This window comes from Paraburkholderia sp. CNPSo 3076 (assembly GCF_026343935.1).
Lineage (GTDB): Bacteria > Pseudomonadota > Gammaproteobacteria > Burkholderiales > Burkholderiaceae > Paraburkholderia > Paraburkholderia nodosa.
The window spans coordinates 148845-168573 of the sequence record NZ_JAPMAL010000019.1 but is presented as its reverse complement, the minus strand read 5'-3'; the positions used below and the strand labels follow the sequence as shown (position 1 = coordinate 168573).

The window sequence follows — 19729 nt, the reverse complement described above, 5'->3', positions numbered from 1 at the left end:
GCGCGTTTAGTTCGCCCGGCTCATGAAACCGTGCGATTGCGTACGCGCTCCGGCGCGAGCACGGTTGGCAGCGCCTTGGGCAGCGAGTTCGGCCAGTCGCGGCTGTAGTGCAGGCCACGGCTCTCGCGGCGCGAGCGCGCACTTTCCACGATCAGCGAAGCGACTTCGACGAGGTTGCGCAATTCCAGCAGGTCGCGCGTGACGCGGAAATTCGCGTAGTACTCGAGAATTTCATCGCGCAGCAGGGCGAGGCGATGTTGGGCGCGCTCGAGCCGCTTGTCGGTGCGAACGATGCCGACGTAATTCCACATCAGCCGGCGCAGCTCGTCCCAGTTGTGGGCCACGACGACTTCCTCGTCGGAATCGGAGACGCGGCTTTCGTCCCAGTCGGGCAGTGGCGCATGCGCGCCCGCGCTGAAGCCTTCCGCCTCGATCGCCTCGGCCGCCGAGCGGCCGATCACGAGGCACTCGAGCAGCGAATTGCTCGCCAGGCGGTTCGCGCCGTGCAGGCCCGTGTACGACGTCTCGCCCACCGCATAGAGGCCCGCGAGATCGGTGCGCCCGGCCAGGTCGGTGACGACGCCGCCGCAGGTGTAGTGCGCGGCGGGCACCACGGGAATCGGCTCCTTCGTGATGTCGATGCCGAATTCGCGGCAGCGCGCGAGGATGGTCGGGAAATGCTCTTCGAGAAACGCCGGCGGCTGATGGCTGATGTCGAGATGCACGCAGTCGATGCCGTGCTTTTTGATCTCGAAGTCGATCGCGCGGGCGACGATGTCGCGCGGCGCCAGCTCGGCGCGCGCGTCGTGCGCGGGCATGAAGCGGGTGCCGTCGGGCAGGCGCAGCACGCCGCCTTCGCCGCGCACGGCTTCCGAAATCAGGAACGACTTGGCATGCGGGTGGAACAGGCAGGTGGGGTGGAACTGGATGAACTCCATGTTCGCCACCCGGCAGCCCGCGCGCCACGCCATGGCGATGCCGTCGCCGGTGGCCGTGTCGGGGTTCGTCGTGTACAGGTAGACCTTGCCCGCGCCGCCCGTGGCGAGCACCGTGTGCGGCGCCTGGATTGTCACCGTGCGGTCGTTCTTCAGATCGAGCGCATAGAGGCCGTGGCAACGACGGCCCGGCAGGCCCAGCCGGTCGGACGTGATGACGTCGATCGCCTGATGGTCTTCGAGGATCGTGATGTTCGGGTGCGAGCGTGCACGCTCGAGCAGCGTTTGCACGACCGCGTGGCCGGTGGCGTCGGCGGCGTGGATGATGCGGCGATGGCTGTGGCCCCCTTCGCGCGTGAGGTGGAAGCCGAGTTCGGCGGCGGCGTCCTTCGTGAACGGCACGTCCTGGGCGATCAGCCATTCGATGGCCTCGCGGCCATGCTCGACGATGTAGCGCGTGGCTGCCTCGTCGCACAGGCCGCCGCCGGCGACGAGCGTATCGTCCACGTGGTTCTCCACGCTGTCGGCCGAATCGAGCACGGCGGCAATGCCGCCTTGCGCGCGGTCGCTCGCGCCTTCGGTCATCGCACGCTTGGCGATGATCACGACGCGACGCGAACCGGCGAGATTCAGCGCGACGCTCAGTCCTGCGAGGCCGCTGCCGACGATCGCTACATCGAAATTCATGATCCTGCTTCTCCGTCTCTCTTGTTCTACGCTTTCTGGCTGCCGCGTTTGCCGCGGTCCAGCACCGTCAGTGACATATGACACGCGTGTGGCAGCCGGTATAAAGCGGGAAGCATACTCCGAGAGAGGAGCGAACGGATAGCAGCAGTTTGGGCGCTGCCGTTAAAACACCGTTGCATGGCGCGAACCGGGGCGGGACGGGCGTGCAAAAAGAAAAACCCCGCTAAATAGCGGGGTTTTTCTGTCTTCGTCAGGCTCGAAACCCGATCAATTACTTGATCTTGGTTTCCTTGTACTCGACGTGCTTGCGAACAACCGGGTCGAACTTCTTGATCGACATTTTTTCCGGCATGTTGCGCTTGTTCTTCGTGGTCGTGTAGAAGTGACCCGTACCTGCGGTCGACTCGAGCTTGATCTTGTCGCGGATTCCCTTGGCCATGATTTACTCCTTACAGTTCGCCGCGTGCGCGCAGGTCTGCGAGCACGGAATCGATGCCGTTCTTGTCGATCAGGCGCAGGCCTGCGTTCGAGATGCGCAGACGCACCCAACGGTTTTCGCTTTCAACCCAGAAACGGCGGTTTTGCAGATTCGGGAGGAAACGGCGCTTGGTTTTGTTGTTAGCGTGGGAAACGTTGTTGCCGCTCATCGGCGCTTTCCCAGTGACTTGGCATACACGTGCCATGAGACACTCCTACGGAAATTCTGAGTTCGAGAGCCGCTTAAGTTTCCCAGGCGAGAAATGGCCGGAATAGGAGCGCGCTCACGTATGGATGAGAGACAACCTCGAACCCAGGCCATATTTCCCCTGGAATGCCGCGACGGGCTTCGGAACAGGGTTGGAAATAGGCAAACCACGATTCTAGCAGAAAAAGCCCTGGAAAATCAAACCCGATTTGCACATGGTGTTGTTTGCCGCCGCGCGTCGCGCCAGTGCCGCCTCAGCTCCAGCCATGGCGCGCAAAGGAAAACGTCTCCCGGGTGCCGATGACCAGGTGATCGATGAGTTGAACCTCCACGAGCGCCAGCGTTTCGCGCAACACCCGCGTGAGGCGCCGGTCACTCGCGCTCGGCTGCACCGCGCCCGAAGGGTGATTATGGGCGACGATCAGGCTCGCGGCATTGAGCGTTAGCGCGCGCCGTACGATTTCACGAGGATACACCGCCATGTGCGTGAGCGAGCCGCGCGAGCTTTCCTCCGAGCGGATCAGCCGATGGCGCACGTCCAGAAAGAGGCAAACGAACACCTCGTGCGGCCGCCCGCCGATCAGAAGGCGCAAATAGTCTTCGACCGCACCGGGAGAGTCGACGAGCGGTTTGTCGTCGAGCGCTTGCGCAAGCGCCCGCCGCGCGAGTTCCGTCACCGCTTGCAGCATCGCGGCTTTTGCGGGCCCGATGCCGCGCAGAGCCTCGAATTCTTCGTGCGGCGCGTCGAACATGGCGCGCAGCGAGCCGAATTGGGCCAGCAGCGTGCGAGCGACCTCGAAGACATTGTGGCCCGGTAAGCCGAAGCCGAGCAGGATCGCCAGCAACTCCACGTCCGAGAGCGCGGCCGCGCCGGCCGTGCGCAGTCGCTCGCGGGGCATGTCGCGGCGTGGTGCCGCAGGTGCCGCGTTCTCGCGGGTCGAGACCGCAGGTGCCGCCGGCGCGGGGAGAGCGCCGCCGCGGGGGCGACGCTCCGCGCAGCCTGGGCCGGGCAGGCGGTCGGCGAGGGCGCCGCCGACGGTATCGGGCGCCGTATCCAGCATGCAGGCAAGCTCCCTCATGGCAATCTCCACAGACAAATAAGGTGTGCGCGGCGCACACGAGTGCGAGCGTTGGCAGTGCGCAATCGTGCCGCGACCGCCTCGGCCAAGTGGCTTACAATAGTTGTTTTCCGGCCGCCCGAGGCAGGCCGGACCGGCGCCTTGCGGCGCGCACGCGCGAAGCGCGCGTTACGACGAAACGAGTTACGCATGAGCATCATCGACATCTCCGAAGTGAAGTCCGGTTCCCACGTGACGCTGAATTACCGGCTTTCACTCGCCGATGGCACCGAAATCGTCAATACCTTTGTCGACCGTCCCGCCACCCTGCTGATGGGCGCCGGCCAGCTTGCGCCGCCGCTGGAAGAGATTATGCAGGGCCTGAAGGTGGGTCACCACTCGACCTTTCAGCTAGAACCCGGCGTCGCTTTCGGCCAGCGCAACCCCGACCTGATCCAGCGCGTCTCGCTCAAGACCCTGCGCGAGAACGGCATGATCGGCGAGGAGTTCAGCCCGGGCGACCTGATCGAATTCAATGCCCCCAACGGCGGGCGCTACGCGGGTGTGCTCAAGGAAGTGAACGAGACCTCCGCCCTGTTCGATTTCAACCACCCGCTCGCAGGCCAGGCGGTTGCGTTCGAAGTGCAAATCATCGGAATCCTTTAAAGCCCATGACCAACACGGACACGTCCCTCATCGCAGAACTGGCCGACGCGGAAATCCTGCTCGCCCAGCCGCGCGGCTTCTGCGCCGGCGTCGATCGGGCCATCGAGATCGTCGAGCGCGCCATCCAGCTTCACGGCGCACCGATCTACGTGCGTCACGAGATCGTCCACAACGCTTATGTCGTCGAAGACCTGCGCAAGAAGGGGGCGATCTTCATCGAGCAACTCGATGAGGTCCCGTCCGGCAACACGGTGATCTTCAGCGCGCACGGCGTCTCCAAGTCGGTGCGCGCCGACGCTGAAGCGCGCGGCCTGCGCGTCTACGACGCGACCTGCCCGCTCGTTACGAAGGTGCACGTGGAAGTCGCGAAGATGCGCGACGAGGGGCTCGACATCGTCATGATCGGGCACAAGGGCCATCCGGAAGTGGAAGGCACCATGGGGCAGGTGGCCGAGGGCATGTACCTCGTCGAAGACATTGCTGATGTCGAGGCGCTCAAGCTGCGCGATCCGCAGCGCGTGGCGTTCGTCACGCAAACCACGCTCTCGGTGGACGACGCCGCGGAAATCATCGCAGCGCTGAAGGCGCGTTTTCCGGCCATTCGCGAGCCGAAGAAACAGGACATCTGCTACGCCACACAGAATCGCCAGGATGCCGTCAAGTTCATGGCGCCGCAGTGCGACGTCGTGATCGTGGTGGGCAGCCCGAACAGTTCCAATTCGAACCGGTTGCGCGAAGTGGCCGAGAAGCGCGGCATTCCGGCCTATATGGTGGATGCGCCCGAGCAGATCGACCCCCAGTGGATTGCCGGCAAGCGCCGGATCGGCCTGACGGCCGGAGCGTCGGCGCCCGAGGCGCTCGCTCAGGAGATCATTCGCCGCCTGCACGAACTCGGTGCGCGCAACGTGCGCGCGCTCGAAGGCATCGAGGAGAACATTGCGTTCCCGTTGCCGCGCGGACTCGGCCAGCCAGTCTGACGCCTCCCTTACTCCGCAAGAACGCGCCCATCCGGCGCGTTTTTTTATGCCCGCGGCAGATGCGGAGCGCCAATAATAAGGGCCACATGGTGAGAAAAGGTAGGTTAACCTCACATTGGCCGGCTGCTCTTATTAGTGTTTTCTCTAGCGTGCAGGGCCGAATTGCGTGGTGTGACCCCGAATTTAGGGGGCGATTGACACGTTTTCGACACGAATGCACCGCGCCGTAGCGGCATTATTATGCTCTCCCTTAAATATCCTTCATTTGATCCAATGCCCGCCCGACAAGGCATTGCGGCCGTTATCTGCAACACATGATGCGGAGCCTGTTGATTTTTGGTGCAACTGGTGCACGAAAATGCGGCGCAACCTGTGGTGCAACCCGTCTCGTGCGGTTATCTAAAAATATGGTTGCAATGCAGGAAAACCCTGCCGGCTCAACAATATTGCCCGTCGCATAATTGGCGTTACAATGCGCGCGTTCTGAAGGCTGGACATCCCATGAGAAGGCCATCAGGCAAGCATTTCGGAAGGCGCAGGAGACCTGATTAATGCAATTCAAGTCGGCTTTTGCCGCGTCATCGGTCAATGCGGTTGCGCCGCGCAATGCGTGGCACGGCCGCAATGCCGAGACGGGCACGAGCGCAACATCGATCATTTCTGGCATGCAGATTGCTTTTGCATGTACCGGCGTTGTCATGCCGGTTCGCCGCCTGAGTGCGACGGATCTCGCAGCTGAGATCCCGCAGTGCGCGGGCGGCCGGGGAGAGGGAGTCATGGCGTTTGACGCATTCGCGTTTGCCGGCCGCAAGGCTCGCCGCGAATACGCCAACGTGAATATGACGCGTAGTTGATTGAACCCGACGGCACCGAACCATCCGACGGTGCCGTTTTTGCATCCGCTTTTGGCGAGTCTGCCGCTGCAACACAGCGGCAACGCGAACCAGGGCGGCCAACCGTTACCGGTTTTTACTTCAATACCCGAAAGTGTCGTTGCGGTTCCGTAAAACATCGCCCACCGGCCGATGACGAGCGCGAATCCGGTTGCACGGGCTAAGGAGCATTAAATGGATATTTTCATCCAGCAGATCCTGAATGGGCTGGTGCTGGGCAGCATCTACGCCATCATCGCCCTCGGTTACACGATGGTGTACGGGATTCTGGGCATCATCAACTTCGCGCACGGCGACGTGCTCATGGTGGGCGCCATGGTCGCGCTCTCCGCGATCAACGTGCTCCACAATCACTTCCCGGGCCTCGGGAACATCCCCACGCTGTGCATTGCGCTCGTGGTTGCCGCGGTCGTGTGCGCGGTCGTCGGGTACACGATCGAAAAGGTCGCCTACCGGCCGCTGCGCCGCGCGCCGCGCCTCGCGCCGCTGATCACCGCGATCGGTGTGTCGATCCTGCTGCAGACGCTCGCCATGATCATCTGGGGCCGCAATCCGCTCGCGTTCCCCCAGCTCATCTCGACCGACCCGATCAACGTCATCAAGCCGACTGAAACCGGCGTGGGCGCCGTGATCTCGATGACGGAAATCGTCATCATCGTCGTCGCGTTCCTCGTGATGGCGGGTCTGCTGCTCCTCGTGCACAAGACCAAGCTCGGCCGCGCCATGCGCGCGATCGCCGAGAACCCGAACAATGCCTCGCTGATGGGCGTGAACCCGAACTTCGTGATCTCGGCCACGTTCATGATCGGCTCGGCGCTTGCCGCGCTGGCCGGCGTGATGATCGCCTCGGAATACGGCAACGCGCACTTTTACATGGGTTTCATCCCCGGCATGAAGGCCTTCACGGCCGCGGTGCTGGGCGGTATCGGCAACCTCGGCGGCGCGATGGTCGGCGGCGTGGTGCTCGGTCTCATCGAGCAGCTCGGCGCAGGCTACATCGGTAACCTGACCGGTGGGGTGTTCGGCAGTAACTATCAGGACGTCTTCGCATTCATCGTGCTGATCGTCGTGCTCGTGTTCCGTCCGTCGGGGCTGCTGGGCGAACGTGTCGCGGACCGCGCATAAGAGGGAGTAACACAACATGACTTCAATTCAACCGATCGAGCCGTCGACGACGCTCATCCCCGAAAAGAACATGACGAAGACCCTCACGGTCGGCATCGTGACGGCCATCGTCGTGGCAGCGCTCCCCTTCGTGGTCGGCGCCGCGGGCGGCAACTACTGGGTGCGCGTGCTCGACTTCGCGATGCTCTACGTGATGCTCGCGCTGGGCCTGAACGTGGTGGTGGGGTTTGCTGGCCTGCTGGACCTGGGCTATATCGCGTTCTACGCGGTGGGTGCCTACGTGGCCGCGTTGCTGACGTCGCCGCACCTCACCACGCAGTTCGCGTGGATCGCCAACATGTTCCCGGGCGGGCTGCATACGCCGTACTGGATCGTGGTGCCGGGCGCGATGGCGCTCGCCGCACTCTTCGGCGTGCTGCTCGGCGCACCGACGCTGCGTCTGCGCGGCGACTACCTCGCGATCGTGACGCTCGGCTTCGGGGAAATCGTTCGTATCTTCATGAACAACCTCGACCGTCCGGTGAACATTACCAACGGGCCGCAGGGTATTACGGGCGTCGCGCCGCTGCAGGTGTTCGGCTTCAATCTCGCGCAGCCGCACGAGATCCTCGGCTTCACGTTCACGTCGGTCTACATGTACTACTACGTGTTCGTGATCTGCGCGCTGCTCGTGATCTGGGTGTGTACGCGTCTGCAGCACTCGCGTATCGGCCGTGCATGGGCCGCGATCCGCGAAGACGAAATCGCCGCCAAGGCCATGGGCATCAACACCCGTAACGTCAAACTGCTCGCGTTTGCAATGGGCGCGTCGTTCGGCGGTCTGTCGGGCGCGATGTTCGGTGCGTTCCAGGGCTTCGTTTCGCCGGAATCGTTCACGTTCTGGGAATCGGTCGTCGTGCTCGCCTGCGTGGTGCTCGGCGGCATGGGCCACATCCCCGGCGTGATTCTCGGCGCCGTGCTGCTCGCCATTTTCCCCGAGTTTCTGCGCTCGACGATGGGTCCGCTCCAGCACATGCTGTTCGGCCACGAAGTCGTCGATACGGAAGTCATCCGCCAGTTGCTCTACGGCCTCGCCATGGTCGTCATCATGCTGTATCGCTCGGAAGGCCTGTGGCCGGCGGCGAAGCACGAAGACAAGATCGCGAAGATCGCCAAGCGCGCCAGCAAGAAGCCGGTTCGCGCATAAGGACAGGGAGAACACCACATGAGCAACAAACCCATCCGCCTGTCCGTGAAGGGCGTGAACAAACGCTTCGGCGGCCTGCAGGCGCTGTCCGACGTCGGCCTGCAGATCGAGGAAGGCACGATCTACGGCCTGATCGGCCCGAACGGCGCCGGCAAGACGACGTTCTTCAACGTGATTACCGGCCTCTACACGCCTGATTCGGGCGAATTCAAGCTCGACGGCACGGCCTATACGCCGACCGCCGTTTATCAGGTGGCGAAGGCCGGCATCGCGCGTACCTTCCAGAACATTCGTCTGTTCGGCGGCATGACGGCGCTCGAAAACGTGATGGTCGGCCGCCACGTGCGCACGAAGCACGGCTTGATCGGCGCGGTGCTGCAAACGCCGGCGGAGCGCAAGGAAGAGCGCGAGATCAAGGAACGCGCGATCGAATTGCTCGAATACGTGGGTATCGCGCAATACGCGGACTACACCTCGCGCAATCTCTCGTACGGCCACCAGCGCCGTCTGGAAATCGCGCGCGCGCTCGCGACCGACCCGAAGCTGCTCGCGCTCGACGAGCCGGCGGCCGGCATGAACGCGACCGAGAAGGTCGAACTCACGCGCCTGCTCGACAAGATCCGCGCCGATGGCAAGACTATCCTGCTGATCGAGCACGACGTGAAACTGGTGATGGGCCTGTGCAACCGGATGACAGTGCTCGACTATGGCAAGGTGATCTCCGAAGGGCTGCCGCATGACGTGCAGAAGGACCCGAAGGTGATCGAGGCATATCTGGGTGCGGGGGTTCACTAATGTCGACATCGGTTCTGAAAATCAAGGGTCTGCAGGTCAACTACGGCGGGATCCAGGCAGTCAAGGGCGTGGACATGGAAGTACGCTCTGGCGAACTCGTCACGCTGATCGGCGCGAATGGCGCGGGCAAGACCACGACGATGAAGGCGATCACGGGTCTGAAGCCGTACTCGGCTGGCGACATCGAGTACATGGGCCAGTCGATCAAGGGCGTGCCCGCGCATGAGCTGCTCAAACGCGGCCTCGCGATGGTGCCGGAAGGCCGGGGCATCTTCGCGCGCATGTCGATTCTCGAAAACATGCAGATGGGCGCGTACCTGCGCAGCGACAACGACGGTATCCAGAAGGACGTCGAGCGCATGTTCGGCTTCTTCCCGCGCCTGAAGGAACGCGCGACGCAACTCGCAGGCACGCTCTCGGGCGGCGAGCAGCAGATGCTGGCCATGGCGCGCGCGATCATCAGCAAGCCGAAGCTTTTGCTGCTCGACGAGCCTTCGATGGGTCTCTCGCCGATCATGGTCGAGAAGATCTTCGAAGTGGTGCGCACGATCTCGTCGGAAGGCATCACCGTTCTTCTCGTGGAGCAGAACGCACGTCTCGCGCTGCAGGCGGCGAACCGCGGTTACGTGATGGACTCGGGTCTCGTGACGATGGAAGGCGAGGCCAAGCAGATGCTCGACGATCCGAAGGTGCGCGCAGCGTACCTGGGCGAGTAAGCTGCATTGCATTGCGGTCCGCGCGGCCGCATCAAAACAAAAGCCGCATGGGTGTGAAACCCATGCGGCTTTTTTTTCATGACGTCGACCAATGAGGCTCAGACGAGCGCTTCGGACTCCTGCACGGCGAGCCGCTTGCCGAGACTCACCACGGCATCGGCGCGATAGCCAAGCCGCTCGTAGAACGCGAGCACCTCGGCCTTATCGGTGAGCACCTGAAGGTTGAGCTTCAGGCACCCCCGCGCGGCGAGCGCGTTTTCCGCATGGCGCACGAGCCGCGTGCCGAGGCCATGGCGCCGCGACTCGGGCGCGACGGCGACCGAATAGAGCCAGCCGCGATGCCCGTCATAACCTGCCATTGCCGTGCCGACGAGCGCGCCGTCGACGTCGCGCGTGGCAACGAAGAAAAGTTCCGGCTGCGTACCGAGCTTGTTCGCGATCGACAGACGCGGATTGCGATGCGGCCGGCTCGCATCGTTGTACTCGGGAAACGCCTGCAGCCAGAGCTCGATCACCGCTTCGGTATCGGCTTCGCTGAACACGCGGATCGTGACGGACATCGCTCGCGCTCCCCCCGATTACAGCGAGTCGAGAATCGTGCGCAGCATCGCCATCATCTGGTCGATTTCCTGCGTCGTCACGTTCAGCGCCGGCATGAAGCGCAGCAGGTTCGGGCGCGCGGCGTTGAGCAGCAGGCCGTCCGGCTGCATCAGGCGCGCCTTCTCGACGATCTCCGGCCCGATGTCCTTGCCGAGCAGCAGCGCGCGCAGCAAGCCTTCGCCACGCTCGCCCTGGAAGCCGCGTTCGGCCGAAAGCTCGAGCAGCTTTTCGCGCAGATACTCGCCGCGCGCGCGTACGCCTTCGAGAAAGCCGGGCGCAACCAGTTGCGAGATCACCGAATAGCCCACGGCCGTCATCAGCGGGTTGCCGTTGTACGTGCCGCCCTGGTCGCCCGCTTCGAACACGGCGATTTCCTTCTTCGCGAGCAGCGCCGCGAGCGGCACGCCGCCGCCAATGCCCTTGCCGAGCGTCATGATGTCCGGCTCGATGCCCGAGAGTTCGTAGGCGAAGAGGGTGCCCGCACGGCCGCAGCCGCTCTGCACTTCGTCGACGATCATCAGGATGCCGTGCTTCTTCGTGAGTGCGCGCAGTTGCTGCATGAATTCGCGCGTGGCGGGAATCACGCCGCCTTCGCCCTGGATCGGCTCGAGCATCACGGCGACGGTCTTCGCTGTGATGAGCTTTTCAACCGAGGCGATGTCGTTCAGGTCGGCCTTCGGGAAGCCCGGCACTTGCGGTGCGTAGATCGTGTCCCAGCCCGGCTTGCCGCTCGCCGACATCGTCGCGATCGTCCGGCCGTGGAAGCTGTGGTCGAACGTGATGATCTCGTAGGCGCCGTCGCGATGCTTCTTGCCCCACTTGCGCGCGAGCTTGATCGCGCCTTCGTTGGCTTCGGCGCCGCTGTTGGCGAAGAACACCTTGTCGAAGCAGCTGTGCTCGGTGAGCAGGCCCGCGAGCTTCGCCATCGGCTCGTTGTAGAAGGCCGGCGACGGGTTGATGAGCAGGCGCGCCTGCTTCTCCATCGCCTCGATCATGCCTTCGTTGCAGTGCCCGAGGCTGTTGACGGCCCAACCCTGGATGAAGTCCAGGTATCGCTTGCCTTCGTTGTCGTAGAGCCACGACCCTTTGCCATGCGTGAAAACGATTTCGGGCCGATTGGTGATGTACATCAGCGACTCGATCGGGTATTCGGAATAATTCATGGCAACGGGCTCCGCGTTGGGGCTGCACTAGGGTTGAAAAACGGGGTTGCAAAAGTTGCGGCGGAAAAACAAAAAGCCACGGACTGGCCGTGGCTTTCGTGATTCGAACTTGCTGTGCGTTGAGAAGTACAACGCGCGTCCGCGAGTAGCCAGGCCCTAAAGATGGGGCGAGCGGCGACGTCGAAGGGCGGACAGGATGCGGTTCATGGGCGCAAGAATACGACAAGCCGAATAGCGATGTAAACCATCAATGTGCCGATTTTTTCCAGGCGGCCGAAGAATTTTTCGTGACGGCTACCTGGCGGGTCGATGCATTGCACACGCAACGACCCACTCGGGCAAGCTTCAGACGGCGTTCGCGAGGTCGGCGGCGCTCGTGAACGAGTCCGCGTAAAACTCGTCTTCGGGCAGGCCGTGGTGCTGCGTGAAGTCGCGCTGCGCGGACTCCACCATCACCGGCGCGCCGCATGCATAGACCTGGTGGCCCGAAAGATCGGGCAGATCCTCGATCACGGCGCGGTGCACAAAGCCCGTGCGGCCGGTCCAGTTGTCGCCGGCTGCAGGCTCGGAGAGCACCGGCACGAAGCGGAAGTTCGGGATCTCCTTCGCCCATTGTTCGGCGAGATCCATCAGGTACAGGTCCTTCTTCTGGCGCGCGCCCCAGTAGAGCGTCATCGGGCGGTTCAGGTTCTTGTGGACCGCGTGCTCGACGATCGCCTTGAGCGGCGCGAAGCCGGTGCCGGAGGCGAGCAGCACGATGGGCTTAGCGGATTCTTCGCGCAGGAAGAAGGTGCCGAGCGGCGCCTCGAAGCGCAGGATGTCGCGCTCCTTCATCTGCGAGAAGACGTGATCGGTGAACTTGCCGCCCGGCATGTGGCGGATGTGCAGCTCGATCGGGCCTTCCTCGTGCGGCGCGCTCGCCATGGAGTAGCTGCGGCGCGTGCCGTCCTTGAGGATGAATTCGAGGTACTGGCCGGCGAGATATTGCAGGCGCTCGTTGGCGGGCAGTTGCAGCTTGAGGACGACGACGTCGTCGGCGCGGCGCTCGATGGCGGCGATGCGGGTGGGCAGCTTGCGCACCTGCACGTCGCCCACGCCCGCCACTTCGCGGATATCGATTTCGAGGTCGGTTTGCGCCGTCGCACAGCAGAAGAGGGCCATGCCGCGCGTTCTTTCGTCATTGGAAAGCGCCGAAGCCGCGTGGGCGCGCTGCTCGACTTCGCCGTTGCAGACCGTGCCCTTGCACGAGCCGCAGGCGCCGTTCTTGCAGCCATACGGCAGGCCGATGCCCTGACGCAGGGCCGCGTTGAGAATGGGTTCGTCGGGCTCGACCTGGAATTGCCGGCCGCTTTGCTTGAGCGTTACGTTGAAAGCCATATTCAGGGAAGCGTAAGTCTGTATCCGAGGGTTGATTCCGGGCGCGGGTCGCTTTGGGTAAGTTGCCGCGTTTGCCTTGCCGGCCTTCGCCGCGAGGCCCGGGCCGCTAAAATGGTTCCACCATGATTGCCACACGAACCTTGCGCCGTGCGCGCATCCTGATTGTCGGTTGCGGCGACGTCGGCCTGCGCGGCGTCGCCCAGTTGCGCGAGCGGCCAGACCGCGCGCGTGTATTCGCGCTCACGCGCCGTGCCGAGCGCGCAGACGCGGTGCGGGCCGCGGGCGCAACGCCGGTGCGCGGCGACCTCGATTCCCGCACGAGTCTCGCGCGGATCGCGGGCCTGGCGGGCACCGTCCTGCACCTCGCGCCACCGCAAAAATCCGGCGACGACGACCTGCGCACGCGCCGCCTGATCGCAGCGCTTGCGGCGCGGCGTCGCGCGGTGTCGCGGCCTGCGCTGGCGGGCGTGGCGCCGCGCGCATTGCGGCCCCCATTGCATTGCCTCGTGGACCGCATGCGCCGCGGCGCTGTCGGCCATGCCGCAGCCTTTGGAGCATCCGTCATTGTACCCGAGCGCATCCGGCGATTTCCCCGCGCCCGGCGCAAGCGCCTCGAACGCCCGAGGCTCGTCTACGCAAGCACGACGGGGGTGTACGGGGATTGCGGCGGCGCGCGCATCGACGAAACACGCACAGTGCAGCCCGCCAACGCCCGTGCCATACGCCGGGTGTCGGCCGAACAGCAATTGCGTCGCGCAACGGCGCGCGGCGCGCTCAGCGCGACGATCGCGCGCATTCCCGGCATTTACGCCGCGAACCGCCTCCCGCTCGCGCGGCTCGAGAAGCGCACGCCGGCGCTCATAGCGAGCGACGACGTCTACACGAGCCACATCCACGCAGACGACCTCGCGACGATTCTTCTGCGCCTCGCAACGCATGGTCGCCCGGGGCGCACGATCCACGCGACGGACGACAGCCAACTGAAGATGGGCGAGTATTTCGACCGCGTGGCCGACGCCTTCGGCCTCGCGCGCGCGCCGCGCGTGAGCCGCGCCGAGGCCGAGCGCGAACTCGAGCCGGTCTTGCTGTCGTTCATGCGGGAGTCGAGACGGCTCGCCAATACGCGCCTCAAGCGCGAACTGCGCGTGCGTTTGCGTTATCCCGACGTAGATGCGTTCTTGCGCACGCTGCCGCCGCACCCGTGACTCCGGGGGCGGGCGGCGCGGCGCAAAGCGTGCCGTTCACGTGATGGCCGGCAGCGCTTCGAGCAGGAGGAAGCACAATAGCGCTCCGATGAGCGCCCCGATGAGGTTCGGATGATACTGATGTCGCATATGCATCGACGCGAGCAGGCCCCCAATCAGAACCGCCCCTAGCGCCATGAAGGCCATCAACACGAATGAGATTTCGAACGAGCCGTTGATGATCATGATGCCCCTCCTTGCATCTTGTAATCGTTCTTGAGACGAGTATAGGGCGGAAGCTCGGCAAGGACATGCTGCGGCGCGGCGAAAGCGATGCCTGTTTGCAAGCATCGGTGCGTCGACGCACTGAGCGGCGGGCGCTCGTGCCGCCTGGTGGTGGTTTACCCCTTGTTGCGCAACGCGTCGAGCGCGGCGGCGTCGAGCCATTGCCATGCGCCCGGCGCCAGACCGGCGGGCAGCGAAAAGGCGCCGATGCGCTCGCGGTGGAGCGCTTCGACGCGGTTGCCGGCCGCGGCGACCATCCGTTTGACCTGGTGATATTTGCCTTCGAGCACGGTCAGCTCCAGCTCGTGGTCGGCACGTGCGTTTGCGGCGACTGCGGCGCTCGGCTCGCGCTCGCCATGCAGCAGCACGCCTTCGCGCAGGGCTTTGAGCTGGGTTTCGTCGAGCGGATGGCGCGTGCTCGCCACGTAGACCTTCGGCACCTTGCGCTTGGGCGACGTGAAGGCGTGGACGAACTGGCCATCGTCGGAAAGCAGCAGGAGGCCGGTCGTGTCCTGATCGAGGCGGCCGACGCATTGCACGTTGCGCTGCGCGAACTGCGGCGGCAGCAGATGAAACACGCTCAAGTGATGCTGCGGATCGCGCGAGCATTCATAGCCCGCGGGCTTGTTGAGCGCAATGTAGGCGCGCTCGTGAAACGGCCACGGCGTGCCGTCCACGCTGAAGACCAGGCTGGCCGTGTCGAACGTTGCGAGCGGATTGGTGCACGGCTCGCCCGCGACGGCGACCCGCGCGTCGGCGATAAGCGCGCGGCATTGGCGGCGTGAGCCGAAACCCTGGGTGAAGAGGATGCTTTCGAGATTCATGACGGACGGCGAACAGCGTAGAGCGGGGTATTTTATCCGCGGCGAGGTGTTCCGCGCCCCCGCACTCGCCGCCTGCGCGCTGCGCGCGGCTTGACCGCGTATTTCGGGCGGATGGCGTAACGTAGCGCAGGGCATTGGCAGGTCCGGCGCAGGTGCAGGGCCTGGACGCCCGAATACTTGCCCCCAATTTTCTTCTCGCGCAGCGCCCGGCCTCGGTGCGCGCGCTGCGCCATACGGTTCACGTGGAGAACACCATGGCGAAGACGATAGCGGATCATCTGGCGAAAACGCTCGAGGCAGTCGGCGTCGAGCGCATCTGGGGCGTGACCGGCGACAGCCTGAACGGCTTGTCGGCGAGCCTGCGCAAGCTCGGCACAATCCGCTGGATGCACACGCGGCACGAGGAAGTCGCCGCCTTTGCGGCGGGCGCCGAGGCAGCGGCGACCGGCCGGCTTGCGGTGTGCGCGGGCAGTTGCGGGCCAGGCAACCTGCATCTCATCAACGGTCTTTACGACTGCCATCGCAACCGCTCGCCCGTGCTCGCAATCGCGGCGCACATTCCCTCGACTGAGATCGGCCTCGGCTACTTCCAGGAGACGCACCCGACCGAACTCTTCCGCGAGTGCAGCCATTACGTGGAACTGGTGACGAACGCCTCGCAGTTCCCACGCGTGCTCGACACCGCGCTGCGCACCGCGATCGATCAGAACGGCGTCGCCGTGATCGTGCTGCCCGGCGACGTGGCGCTTCTGGACGCGTCCGACGAGGAGCCGGCATGGGCCCAGGCAGCGCGTCCGGCGACCTTGCCTTCGTCGGCGGATATCGACCGGCTCGCTGAGCTGCTCAATCGCTCCGAAGCGGTGACGCTGCTGTGCGGCAGCGGCTGCAAGGGCTCGCATGACGAGGTGGTGGCCTTCGCGGACGCGCTCGGCGCGCCGACGGTGCATGCGCTGCGCGGCAAGCAGTACGTCGAATGGGACAACCCATACGACGTGGGCATGACCGGTCTGATCGGCTTCAGCTCGGGCTACCACGCGATGATGTCGTGCGACACGCTCGTCATGCTCGGCACCGACTTCCCGTATCGCAACTTCTATCCGCAACACGCGAATATCGTGCAGATCGACCGCGACGCCGCCGCGCTCGGCAAACGCGCGCCGCTCACGCTCGGGCTCACCGGCGACGTACGCGAAACGTTGCGCGCGCTCACGCCGAAGCTCACGCGCAAGACCGACCGGCGCTTCATCGAGCATGCGCGCGAGCACTACGCGAACGCGCGCAAGGGACTCGACGAACTCGCGCGCCCGGCAGCTGCCGGCAAGCCGCTGCATCCGCAGTATGTGGTGGCGCGTCTGGACGCGCTCGCCGAGGACGATGCGATCTTCGCGGTCGACGTCGGCACGCCCACGCTCTGGGCCGCGCGCTACCTGACGATGAACGGCCGGCGCCGCCTGCACGGCTCGTTCAACCACGGCTCGATGGCGAACGCCATGCCGCAGGCCCTCGGCGCGCAGGCAGCGCACGCTGGGCGCCAGGTGGTCTCGCTCTCCGGCGACGGCGGCCTTTCGATGCTGCTCGGCGACATTCTCACGGCGCGCCAGCTCGATCTGCCGATCAAGATCGTTGTCCTGAATAATAGCTCGCTCGGTTTTGTCGCGATGGAGATGAAGGCGGGCGGCTATGTGGAGACGGGCACCGATCTGGCGGCCACCAACTTCGCGGATATCGCGAAAGGCGCGGGCCTCTTCAGCGTGCGTGTGGAGACGTCTGAAGCGCTCGATGAGGCGTTGCGCGCGGCGTTCTCGCACGCAGGGCCGGCGCTCGTCGACGTGGTGACGACGAAGCACGAACTGGCCATGCCGCCGAAGCTGCAGTGGGCGCAGGCGAAAGGGTTCAGCCTCTACATGCTGCGTGCGGTGCTGAGCGGGCGCGGAGACGAGGTGGTGGAGCTGGCGCAGACGAATTTGCGCTGAGGCTCGCGCGGCGGACCTGCATCAGTCAGTGATCGAGACGCAGGTGCTGTCCTCTGGCCAGGTGCGAAATTCATCGACGCGGCCCGCGCGCACGTCGAGCAGCAGCCGGTCCAGCGCTTCGAGCCTGGCGGATCTGTCTGCGTTCGATCGGATCAACGTTGCGGCAGCGCGTCCTGAGGCCGATTCGTGGGCCTCGATGAGGATGCGTATGGCTTCCTCTCGCGTCATGAAAATGCGGTCCATCGTCGGCTCCCGGTTGCTATCTCAATAACTTCGACAACGATAGCAGCGGGGCGCGGCACGCCGTGCGACATCCGCAGGACGCTTGATCTTCGTCCAAAGAAGGGCGCGCCGGCGTCAGGCCGGCAACAAAAAACCCGCGATGCCCTAAGCTTTCGCGGGTTTCAGGATTCCGGCGGATATTGCCGGAAAGCATTCTGGTGCCTCGGGCCGGAATCGAACCGGCACTCCTTTCGGAACCGGATTTTGAGTCCGGCGCGTCTACCAATTTCACCACCGAGGCGTTTGCTTCTGTGCGTTTCTCGCATCCGAGCGCGAACATGCAAGCGCTCGAAGTAGCCGGTGATTATGACGCAAATCGCCCGCTCAGGCAACTGCGCGGCGCCGGCAAGCCGTCAAATCGTCCGCGAGAATCGTTCTGGCTGCTGCGCGCCAAGGTAGCGGTCGAACACCATCGCGATATTGCGCACCAGCATGCGCCCGGCGGGCAGCACCTCGAGGCGGTCGGCGCTGCGCGCAACCAGCCCGTCGCGTTCGAACTCGCGCAGCCGTTCGAGTTCGCCCGCAAAGGCCGCCGGAAAACGCACGCCGTAGATGGCCTCGAACTCGTCGTAACGCAGTTCGAGATTGCACATGAGTTCCGTGATGATGTCGCGGCGCAGACGGTCATCGGCAGTGAGGCGCACGCCCTTCGCGGTCGCGAGCTTGCCCGCGCCAATCGCCGCGCCGTAGCCGAGCAGGTCCTTGGCGTTTTGCGCGTAGACGTCGCCGACCTTGCCGATCGCCGAGGCGCCAAAGCCGATCAGGTCGCAGTCGGCGCGCGTGCTGTAACCCTGGAAATTGCGGTGCAGCGTGCGCTGCGCCTGGGCGCGTGCGAGTTCGTCGGTGGGCAGTGCGAAATGATCCATGCCGATGTAGACGTAGCCCGCCTCGGTGAGCTGCTCGATCACGAGCCTCAGCAGCGCCATGCGCTCCGCGGGCGTGGGCAACGGCGCTTCGTCCATCTGACGCTGCATCTTGAACAGATGCGGCATGTGCGCGTAGCCGAACACCGAGATGCGATCGGGCGCGAGCAGCAACATCGTCTCGAGCGTGCGGCCGAAGGCTTTGACGTTCTGGTGCGGCAAGCCGTAGATCAGATCGACGCTGACCGATTCGAAGCCGTTCGCGCGCGCGGCGTTCATGACGTCGACGGTCAGCTCGAGCGGCTGGATGCGGTTGACCGCCTTCTGGACGACCGGGTCGAAGTCCTGAACGCCGAGGCTCAGCCGGTTGAAGCCGAGCGAACGCAGATGCGCAATGGTCTGCGCCGTGGCTTCGCGCGGGTCGATCTCGATCGAGTATTCGCCGGTATCGTCGGGCTGCAGCGCGAAGTGTTCGCGCGTGGCGGCCATGAGCGCGCTCATTTCCTCCAGCGAGAGAAAGGTGGGCGTGCCGCCGCCCCAATGCAGCTGCGAAACGGGGCGCTTCGTGTCGAACAGCGCGGCCTGCAGTTCCACTTCGCGGATCATCTGCGCGAGATACGGTTTCGCGCGGCCGCGGTTCTTCGTGATGACCTTGTTGCAGCCGCAATAGAAGCAGACGGTGTCGCAGAACGGAATGTGGAAGTACAGCGAGAGGTCGGTTTCGCTCGCGCCCGGATCGGCCGCGGCGCGGCGGTAGTCGGCGGGATCGAAGTCGTCGCGGAACTGCAGGGCGGTGGGGTAGGACGTGTAACGCGGGCCGTTGGCGCCGTATTTGGCAAGCAGGTCGGGGCGAAAGAGCAGGTCTGCGTCACTCATGCAAAGCTCACTGGGAAGGGCGGCGCACGGGTGGGCAGCGTCCGGCGCCGCGGAACGCCGCGCACAGGTGGCCTGTCCCTTGTCCTACAGCGCCAGATGGACAAAGTGTACGAGCGCGTAGGAAGAAGCGATTGTGTAAAAAGGTCGCATACGGGCAATGGCACAATGCCGTCTGGTCCGTCGCCGCGCGGACACGAATTGTCAGAGTTCCAGGAAGCCGAAGTGAGTAGCGTTTTTCCCGCCGATGCCTCAGTGCACGCCTGCCGTCCCGGTTGCGGCGCGTGCTGCATCGCGCCGTCTATTACTAGCCCGATTCCGGGCATGCCTCAAGGCAAGCCGGCCGGCGTGCGTTGTGTTCAACTCGGCGAGGACCTGCGCTGCATGATCTTCGGCTCGCCGTTGCGGCCGGCGTGCTGCTCAGGGCTGCAGCCGCAGCCCGAGATGTGCGGCGAGTCGCGCGAGGAGGCGATTGTCTGGCTCACGCGTCTCGAGGCGCAAACCCAGCCGCAAGCGCCAACCTCGTGCTGAACCCGACGCAAACTGCGCCGCCCAGCCGCCATGCGCCAGAATGACGGCGCG

General features: G+C 64.5%; 21 protein-coding genes and 1 tRNA gene. 10 read left to right on the top strand and 12 right to left on the bottom strand.

Going from position 1 to position 19729, the window contains the following annotated elements; all coding sequences use genetic code 11:
- Nucleotides 1-20 precede the first annotated feature (20 nt).
- From nadB to radC, 4 genes are all read right to left on the bottom strand, one after another.
- The gene (nadB, locus tag M3A49_RS22890; RefSeq protein WP_028205262.1) at nucleotides 21-1622 is read right to left on the bottom strand and encodes an L-aspartate oxidase; all 1602 of its coding nucleotides are present in this window, start codon (nucleotides 1620-1622) and stop codon (nucleotides 21-23) included.
- A 271-nt stretch (nucleotides 1623-1893) separates the two neighbouring features.
- Complete coding sequence (gene rpmG / locus M3A49_RS22885; RefSeq protein WP_027817504.1) at nucleotides 1894-2061, bottom strand: 50S ribosomal protein L33; 168 nt, start codon at nucleotides 2059-2061, stop codon at nucleotides 1894-1896.
- A gap of 10 nt (nucleotides 2062-2071) precedes the next feature.
- The gene (rpmB, locus tag M3A49_RS22880) at nucleotides 2072-2305 is read right to left on the bottom strand and encodes a 50S ribosomal protein L28 (RefSeq protein ID WP_027794135.1); all 234 of its coding nucleotides are present in this window, start codon (nucleotides 2303-2305) and stop codon (nucleotides 2072-2074) included.
- A 256-nt stretch (nucleotides 2306-2561) separates the two neighbouring features.
- Nucleotides 2562-3386, bottom strand: coding sequence for a RadC family protein (gene radC, locus M3A49_RS22875; RefSeq protein WP_266231150.1), 825 nt, complete (start codon nucleotides 3384-3386; stop codon nucleotides 2562-2564).
- Nucleotides 3387-3575: 189 nt separating this feature from the next.
- Here radC and M3A49_RS22870 point away from each other — a divergent pair, with 189 nt between their 5' ends.
- The 7 genes from M3A49_RS22870 (at nucleotide 3576) to M3A49_RS22840 (ending at nucleotide 9723) form a co-directional block, all read left to right on the top strand.
- Nucleotides 3576-4031 (top strand): FKBP-type peptidyl-prolyl cis-trans isomerase, encoded by a 456-nt coding sequence (locus M3A49_RS22870; protein WP_266231149.1) that lies wholly within the window; start codon nucleotides 3576-3578, stop codon nucleotides 4029-4031.
- 5 nt (nucleotides 4032-4036) lie between these two features.
- Nucleotides 4037-5008 carry a 4-hydroxy-3-methylbut-2-enyl diphosphate reductase gene (gene ispH / locus M3A49_RS22865; RefSeq protein ID WP_266231148.1) on the top strand — a complete coding sequence of 324 codons (972 nt, stop codon included), beginning with the start codon at nucleotides 4037-4039 and terminating at the stop codon, nucleotides 5006-5008.
- A 551-nt stretch (nucleotides 5009-5559) separates the two neighbouring features.
- A complete protein-coding gene (locus M3A49_RS22860) occupies nucleotides 5560-5862 on the top strand; it encodes a hypothetical protein (RefSeq protein WP_266231147.1) in 303 nt (100 codons plus the stop codon).
- A gap of 213 nt (nucleotides 5863-6075) precedes the next feature.
- Nucleotides 6076-7026, top strand: coding sequence for a branched-chain amino acid ABC transporter permease (locus M3A49_RS22855; protein ID WP_201695419.1), 951 nt, complete (start codon nucleotides 6076-6078; stop codon nucleotides 7024-7026).
- A 16-nt stretch (nucleotides 7027-7042) separates the two neighbouring features.
- Entirely contained in the window at nucleotides 7043-8212 is a 1170-nt protein-coding gene (locus tag M3A49_RS22850; RefSeq protein ID WP_266231146.1) for an ABC transporter permease subunit, read from the top strand.
- A gap of 18 nt (nucleotides 8213-8230) precedes the next feature.
- Nucleotides 8231-9007, top strand: a complete 777-nt coding sequence (locus M3A49_RS22845; RefSeq protein ID WP_028205256.1) for an ABC transporter ATP-binding protein — start codon at nucleotides 8231-8233, stop codon at nucleotides 9005-9007.
- A complete protein-coding gene (locus M3A49_RS22840) occupies nucleotides 9007-9723 on the top strand; it encodes an ABC transporter ATP-binding protein (RefSeq protein WP_254352076.1) in 717 nt (238 codons plus the stop codon). Before M3A49_RS22845 ends, M3A49_RS22840 begins: the two co-directional genes overlap by 1 nt.
- Before the next feature lie 98 nt (nucleotides 9724-9821).
- On the opposite strand, the gene M3A49_RS22835 is transcribed toward M3A49_RS22840, so the two are convergent.
- The 3 genes from M3A49_RS22835 to M3A49_RS22825 all read right to left on the bottom strand — a co-directional run bounded on the left by M3A49_RS22835 (nucleotide 9822) and on the right by M3A49_RS22825 (nucleotide 12863).
- Complete coding sequence (locus tag M3A49_RS22835) at nucleotides 9822-10283, bottom strand: GNAT family acetyltransferase (RefSeq protein ID WP_266231145.1); 462 nt, start codon at nucleotides 10281-10283, stop codon at nucleotides 9822-9824.
- An 18-nt stretch (nucleotides 10284-10301) separates the two neighbouring features.
- The gene (locus M3A49_RS22830) at nucleotides 10302-11486 is read right to left on the bottom strand and encodes an acetylornithine transaminase (RefSeq protein ID WP_266231144.1); all 1185 of its coding nucleotides are present in this window, start codon (nucleotides 11484-11486) and stop codon (nucleotides 10302-10304) included.
- Nucleotides 11487-11831: 345 nt separating this feature from the next.
- Nucleotides 11832-12863 carry a CDP-6-deoxy-delta-3,4-glucoseen reductase gene (locus M3A49_RS22825; RefSeq protein ID WP_266231143.1) on the bottom strand — a complete coding sequence of 344 codons (1032 nt, stop codon included), beginning with the start codon at nucleotides 12861-12863 and terminating at the stop codon, nucleotides 11832-11834.
- 122 nt (nucleotides 12864-12985) lie between these two features.
- Between M3A49_RS22825 and M3A49_RS22820 the strand changes: the two genes are divergently transcribed.
- Complete coding sequence (locus M3A49_RS22820) at nucleotides 12986-14068, top strand: NAD-dependent epimerase/dehydratase family protein (RefSeq protein ID WP_266231142.1); 1083 nt, start codon at nucleotides 12986-12988, stop codon at nucleotides 14066-14068.
- Between the two features lie 36 nt (nucleotides 14069-14104).
- Here the strand turns inward: M3A49_RS22820 and M3A49_RS22815 are convergent, their stop codons facing one another.
- On the bottom strand, nucleotides 14105-14293 hold the full coding sequence (locus M3A49_RS22815) for a hypothetical protein (protein WP_042260822.1): 189 nt from the start codon (nucleotides 14291-14293) through the stop codon (nucleotides 14105-14107).
- Nucleotides 14294-14448: 155 nt separating this feature from the next.
- Entirely contained in the window at nucleotides 14449-15156 is a 708-nt protein-coding gene (locus M3A49_RS22810; protein ID WP_266231141.1) for a pseudouridine synthase, read from the bottom strand.
- A 254-nt stretch (nucleotides 15157-15410) separates the two neighbouring features.
- On the opposite strand from M3A49_RS22810, the gene poxB reads away from it, so the two are divergent.
- On the top strand, nucleotides 15411-17129 hold the full coding sequence (gene poxB / locus M3A49_RS22805) for a ubiquinone-dependent pyruvate dehydrogenase (RefSeq protein ID WP_266231140.1): 1719 nt from the start codon (nucleotides 15411-15413) through the stop codon (nucleotides 17127-17129).
- A 21-nt stretch (nucleotides 17130-17150) separates the two neighbouring features.
- On the opposite strand, the gene M3A49_RS22800 is transcribed toward poxB, so the two are convergent.
- From M3A49_RS22800 to hemN, 3 genes are all read right to left on the bottom strand, one after another.
- On the bottom strand, nucleotides 17151-17372 hold the full coding sequence (locus tag M3A49_RS22800; protein WP_266231139.1) for a hypothetical protein: 222 nt from the start codon (nucleotides 17370-17372) through the stop codon (nucleotides 17151-17153).
- A gap of 195 nt (nucleotides 17373-17567) precedes the next feature.
- A tRNA-Leu gene (locus tag M3A49_RS22795) sits at nucleotides 17568-17652 on the bottom strand.
- A 112-nt stretch (nucleotides 17653-17764) separates the two neighbouring features.
- Nucleotides 17765-19150, bottom strand: coding sequence for an oxygen-independent coproporphyrinogen III oxidase (gene hemN / locus M3A49_RS22790; protein WP_266231138.1), 1386 nt, complete (start codon nucleotides 19148-19150; stop codon nucleotides 17765-17767).
- Between the two features lie 165 nt (nucleotides 19151-19315).
- Between hemN and M3A49_RS22785 the strand changes: the two genes are divergently transcribed.
- Entirely contained in the window at nucleotides 19316-19678 is a 363-nt protein-coding gene (locus tag M3A49_RS22785; protein ID WP_266231137.1) for a YkgJ family cysteine cluster protein, read from the top strand.
- Nucleotides 19679-19729: the final 51 nt, after the last annotated feature.

Bases quoted from the DNA above. Each gene is read 5' to 3' on its own strand.
- nadB (WP_028205262.1), bottom strand. From the start codon at position 1,622: ATGAATTTCGATGTAGCGATCGTCGGCAGCGGCCTCGCAGGACTGAGC.
- rpmG (WP_027817504.1), bottom strand. From the start codon at position 2,061: ATGGCCAAGGGAATCCGCGACAAGATCAAGCTCGAGTCGACCGCAGGT.
- rpmB (WP_027794135.1), bottom strand. From the start codon at position 2,305: ATGGCACGTGTATGCCAAGTCACTGGGAAAGCGCCGATGAGCGGCAAC.
- radC (WP_266231150.1), bottom strand. From the start codon at position 3,386: ATGAGGGAGCTTGCCTGCATGCTGGATACGGCGCCCGATACCGTCGGC.
- M3A49_RS22870 (WP_266231149.1), top strand. From the start codon at position 3,576: ATGAGCATCATCGACATCTCCGAAGTGAAGTCCGGTTCCCACGTGACG.
- ispH (WP_266231148.1), top strand. From the start codon at position 4,037: ATGACCAACACGGACACGTCCCTCATCGCAGAACTGGCCGACGCGGAA.
- M3A49_RS22860 (WP_266231147.1), top strand. From the start codon at position 5,560: ATGCAATTCAAGTCGGCTTTTGCCGCGTCATCGGTCAATGCGGTTGCG.
- M3A49_RS22855 (WP_201695419.1), top strand. From the start codon at position 6,076: ATGGATATTTTCATCCAGCAGATCCTGAATGGGCTGGTGCTGGGCAGC.
- M3A49_RS22850 (WP_266231146.1), top strand. From the start codon at position 7,043: ATGACTTCAATTCAACCGATCGAGCCGTCGACGACGCTCATCCCCGAA.
- M3A49_RS22845 (WP_028205256.1), top strand. From the start codon at position 8,231: ATGAGCAACAAACCCATCCGCCTGTCCGTGAAGGGCGTGAACAAACGC.
- M3A49_RS22840 (WP_254352076.1), top strand. From the start codon at position 9,007: ATGTCGACATCGGTTCTGAAAATCAAGGGTCTGCAGGTCAACTACGGC.
- M3A49_RS22835 (WP_266231145.1), bottom strand. From the start codon at position 10,283: ATGTCCGTCACGATCCGCGTGTTCAGCGAAGCCGATACCGAAGCGGTG.
- M3A49_RS22830 (WP_266231144.1), bottom strand. From the start codon at position 11,486: ATGAATTATTCCGAATACCCGATCGAGTCGCTGATGTACATCACCAAT.
- M3A49_RS22825 (WP_266231143.1), bottom strand. From the start codon at position 12,863: ATGGCTTTCAACGTAACGCTCAAGCAAAGCGGCCGGCAATTCCAGGTC.
- M3A49_RS22820 (WP_266231142.1), top strand. From the start codon at position 12,986: ATGATTGCCACACGAACCTTGCGCCGTGCGCGCATCCTGATTGTCGGT.
- M3A49_RS22815 (WP_042260822.1), bottom strand. From the start codon at position 14,293: ATGATCATCAACGGCTCGTTCGAAATCTCATTCGTGTTGATGGCCTTC.
- M3A49_RS22810 (WP_266231141.1), bottom strand. From the start codon at position 15,156: ATGAATCTCGAAAGCATCCTCTTCACCCAGGGTTTCGGCTCACGCCGC.
- poxB (WP_266231140.1), top strand. From the start codon at position 15,411: ATGGCGAAGACGATAGCGGATCATCTGGCGAAAACGCTCGAGGCAGTC.
- M3A49_RS22800 (WP_266231139.1), bottom strand. From the start codon at position 17,372: ATGGACCGCATTTTCATGACGCGAGAGGAAGCCATACGCATCCTCATC.
- hemN (WP_266231138.1), bottom strand. From the start codon at position 19,150: ATGAGTGACGCAGACCTGCTCTTTCGCCCCGACCTGCTTGCCAAATAC.
- M3A49_RS22785 (WP_266231137.1), top strand. From the start codon at position 19,316: ATGCCGTCTGGTCCGTCGCCGCGCGGACACGAATTGTCAGAGTTCCAG.